The organism is Methylobacterium sp. WL103 (assembly GCF_008039885.1).
In the GTDB taxonomy this organism is placed as follows: domain Bacteria; phylum Pseudomonadota; class Alphaproteobacteria; order Rhizobiales; family Beijerinckiaceae; genus Methylobacterium; species Methylobacterium cerastii.
Genome location: NZ_VRUX01000513.1, coordinates 1 through 3,076 on the forward strand (window position 1 = coordinate 1; position 3,076 = coordinate 3,076).

General features: G+C 68.6%; 3 protein-coding genes. 2 read left to right on the forward strand and 1 reads right to left on the reverse strand.

The annotated features are described in order from the left end of the window. Nucleotides 1–14: 14 nt before the first annotated feature. Nucleotides 15–899, forward strand: coding sequence for an SDR family oxidoreductase (locus FV222_RS21515; protein ID WP_147762171.1), 885 nt, complete (start codon nucleotides 15–17; stop codon nucleotides 897–899). A gap of 418 nt (nucleotides 900–1,317) precedes the next feature. Here the strand turns inward: FV222_RS21515 and FV222_RS21530 are convergent, their stop codons facing one another. Next, nucleotides 1,318–2,307 (reverse strand): HAMP domain-containing protein, encoded by a 990-nt coding sequence (locus FV222_RS21530; protein WP_246685587.1) that lies wholly within the window; start codon nucleotides 2,305–2,307, stop codon nucleotides 1,318–1,320. 472 nt (nucleotides 2,308–2,779) lie between these two features. On the opposite strand from FV222_RS21530, the gene FV222_RS21535 reads away from it, so the two are divergent. After that, the coding region (locus FV222_RS21535; RefSeq protein ID WP_147815603.1) for an MFS transporter at nucleotides 2,780–3,076 on the forward strand (297 nt) is incomplete at its 3' end.

Sequence of the window (3,076 nt, forward strand, 5' to 3'; positions counted from 1 at the left end):
CCGAAAGGACCACCATGCCCGACACGCCCTCGCCCAACGCTGCCTCCCAACGCCCCGAGCCGCCCTTCGAGGCCAAGCCGATCCCCTATCCCGGCCGCTCGTCCGAGATGCAGCCGCCGCCCGATCACGGCGAGCACAGCTACGTCGGCTCCGGTCAGCTCGCCGGCAAGGTCGCGCTGATCACCGGGGGCGATTCCGGCATCGGCCGCGCGGTGGCGATCGCCTACGCCCGCGAGGGCGCCGACGTGGCCTTGGCCTATCTCGACGAGCACGACGACGCCCAGGACACCGCCGCCTGGATCGAAAAGGCCGGCCGGCGCGCGCTGCTCCTGCCGGGCGACGTCTCGGATGCCGGCCACTGCGCGGCGCTGGTGGAGCGGACGGTCGCGGAATTCGGCAAGCTCGACGTGTTCGTCAACAACGCCGCGGTGCAGGTGCTGGCCGACGACATCGAGGGTATCGAGATCGCCGACTGGGACCGGCAATACGCCGTCAACGTCCACGCGATGTTCTACATCCTCAAGGCCGCCTCGCCGCACCTGAAGCCCGGCGCCTCGATCATCGCCACCGCGTCGGTGAACGCCAAGAACCCGGTCGAGCAGCAGCTCGCCTATTCCTCGACCAAGGCGGCGCTCTGCAACATGGTGGCGAACCTCGCCAAGATCCTGGGCAAGCGCGGCATCCGCGCCAACGCGGTGCTGCCCGGCCCGATCTGGACGCCGCTGATCCCGGCGACGATGTACACCAGCCAGGTCGAGAGCTTCGGCTCGATGACGCCGGCCGGGCGCCCCGGACAGCCGGCCGAGGTGGCGCCGCCCTACGTGATGCTGGCCTCGGACTCGGCCAGCTACATCAACGGCGCGATGATCGCGGTGACGGGCGGCATGGTCACCATCTGAGACCGTCTCCGAGCCGTCGCCGGGCGGCCGGTTTCGGCCTCGACCGAATGCCGGGCCGCTATCGGTCGGCCGCCTGCCCACGCGCTGCGGTATGCTCACATCTCATCTCGGCCTCGGACGACCTGCGGGTTCCCCCCTTTCCCCGCGGGCGGGGAGAGGCCCGCACGGACCTCGTCGTCCGTGCGAGGAGCGGAGGTGCAGCCGAAGCGGCGGTGAGGGGGTGCGAACGGATGAGCCTCCTTCGGATCAGCCCCCTCACCGTCGGCTGCCGCCTCGCTTTGCCGACGACGAGGTCGGCAAAGCCCTTTCCCGCGCGCGGGGAAAGGGGATGCGCGCAGGGCGAACCGCCAGAAGCGGGGACGTGTGAATCCCGCAGCGCGATGCGGGGGGAGGGCGGCCGGCGCGGGCGTTCGGATCGTCAGGCGCGCCTCAGGCAGCCCGCACGGTGTCGAGGAAGCGCGCGACCTCGACGCCGAGGTGCTCGGATTGGCGCGACAGCTCGGAGGCGGCGCCCAGGACCTGCGTCGCCGCAGCCCCCGTCTCCTCGGAGGCCTGCGCCACGCCGGCGATGTTGCTGGTGACCTCCGCGCTTGATCTCGGCCTGCCCGGCGGTCTTCTGCGCCACCATCGCCTTGATGCCCTCCACCGCCTTGCCGACGGCACCGATCTCGTCGCCGCGACGCGCCTCGACGATCTCGGCCTCGGTATCGCCCTTGGCCATGCGCTGCAGCACGGCCACCAGGCTGCCCATCGGCCGCGTAAGGCCGAACACGACGATCAGGGAAGCCAGCGTCAGCGCGCCGAGCAGGCCGAAGGCGGCGGTGGCGACCAGCAGGGTGGAGGCTCGGGAGACGGCCTGCTCGGCGGCGTCGCGGGCTTGCCGGAGCTCGGCCGTCGGGCGATCGATGCGGGGCTGGGTGATTGCACGAACCTTCGCAAGGCCGACGGTCGCCTCGGTCAGGAGGATCTTGCTGGCGGTCTCGTTGTCGTTCTTCATGCCGTGCAGGTTCGCGCGATCCATGATCGCGAAGAACTCGGTCATGGTGTCCCGCAGCGTCTGGTTGACGGCCTTGCGCTCGGCGGTGTCGGACATTGCGATGAGCCGGTCGACGTTCTCGAAGGCGGACTTGATCGCCGCATCGTAGCGCGACTTGTACTGCGCCATCTCGGTCTCGCGCGTCTCGATCAGGATGTTGCGCGCCTGGATCGAGGCCTCGTTCACGTTGATCCGAACGTTGAGGACGCTTTCCAGCCGCGTCGCCTGCACGTCCACGATCTGCTGCGCCTGCGCGGCGAGGTCGCCTAGCGTCGCGCGTGAGTAGAGCCCGAGCCCAGCCGTGAGAATGGACAGGATCACAAGCGGAAGCGCGACCTTGAGGATGACTTTTGCGTTGCTGAGAAGTCGCATGATCGTAAGCCCGAAATCAGTCTTCCGTTTATAGCATACGAATATAAAATTCTTGTTCAGATATTAAAATAGGTCTTAAACCGATGGATTTGTATAAAATCTATATTCAAATTCGGCGTACCGTCTGCGGAGGGCCGCCCGATCGATCGGGACAGCTTCGAATCCGGTCTCATTCGACAACCGAAGGGTGTATTCAACACCCGTAAGATGTACTCGACGAAGCGTCAGCACGCGGACCTGCACGATGCGTGCGGATGGTCGCAGGAGGCCGACGAAGACGCCGACCGAGAGGCCGTCAAGGCGGTCGTCGCCCGGCCCGTTGTGCCGCCCGGAAGCGGAACGACGCGATTCCCTTCCGGCCGACCTCGCGACCGGCGTGAAGACCGGCCCCCCCGTCCGATCCGCCGCGGCTTGACCGCGGGACGGAGCCGGGCCACGCCCTGCGCCGCTCCCGCGGACACCCAAGGACGGCATGGCCCCGACCACCCACCTCGCCCTGATCAACGTCTTCATCGGCGACATCCAGGGCGGCCTGGGACCCTTCCTCGGCACCTGGCTCGCCGAGGCCGGATCGTGGAGCCCGGCCCGTGTCGGCCTCGTCACCACCCTTGTGGGGTTCGGCACGCTGCTGCTCTCCGGCCCGTTCGGCGCGCTGGTCGACCGGGTCGGGCGGCCGCGCTGGCTGATCGCCGCCGCCTGCGCCGCGATCCTCGCCGGAACCCTGCTGCTTCTGCCGGCCCGCGCCTTCGCCTTCGTGTTCACGGCGCAG

Excerpts from the sequence above, each read along its gene's own strand:
- FV222_RS21515 (WP_147762171.1), top strand. The coding sequence starts at position 15 with ATGCCCGACACGCCCTCGCCCAACGCTGCCTCCCAACGCCCCGAGCCG.
- FV222_RS21530 (WP_246685587.1), bottom strand. The coding sequence starts at position 2,307 with ATGCGACTTCTCAGCAACGCAAAAGTCATCCTCAAGGTCGCGCTTCCG.